General features: G+C 25.8%; 1 protein-coding gene. It reads right to left on the reverse strand.

What is annotated here, in order from left to right:
- Nucleotides 1-350 (reverse strand): AAA family ATPase (locus AWT72_RS08930; protein ID WP_231724078.1); only part of this gene is annotated, 350 nt, incomplete at its 3' end.
- Nucleotides 351-384: the final 34 nt, after the last annotated feature.

Below are 384 nucleotides of genomic sequence, written 5' to 3' on the forward strand. Positions count from 1 at the left end.
GTTAATTCTGTTATTCCTACTAATACTGCAAAATGTAAGTCAGGATTACCTTTTAATGCTGTACCAAATAGGGTTCTAAAAAATGATATTACTTCTGGCAATTCATCTTTATCTAACATATCTATTACAAAACTATCGTACTCATCTATTAACAATATGGGTTTAATACCTTCTACTTCATGTATTGCTTCTGTTAATATTTGTAGTGATTCACTCAATTCTGATGATTTTTCTTTATTATCTAATATATCAAATACTCTTTCTTTAATTTTATCTGAAAGTTCCTTATTTTTTATATCAAGAAAATATGCTCTTAAAAGTTTTTGTATTGCATATTTTACTTCATCCAAACTTTTTGCTTCCTTATTTTTAAAATCAAGGTGT

The sequence above is a fragment of the Oceanivirga salmonicida genome (assembly GCF_001517915.1).
GTDB classification, from domain to species: Bacteria; Fusobacteriota; Fusobacteriia; order Fusobacteriales; family Leptotrichiaceae; genus Oceanivirga; species Oceanivirga salmonicida.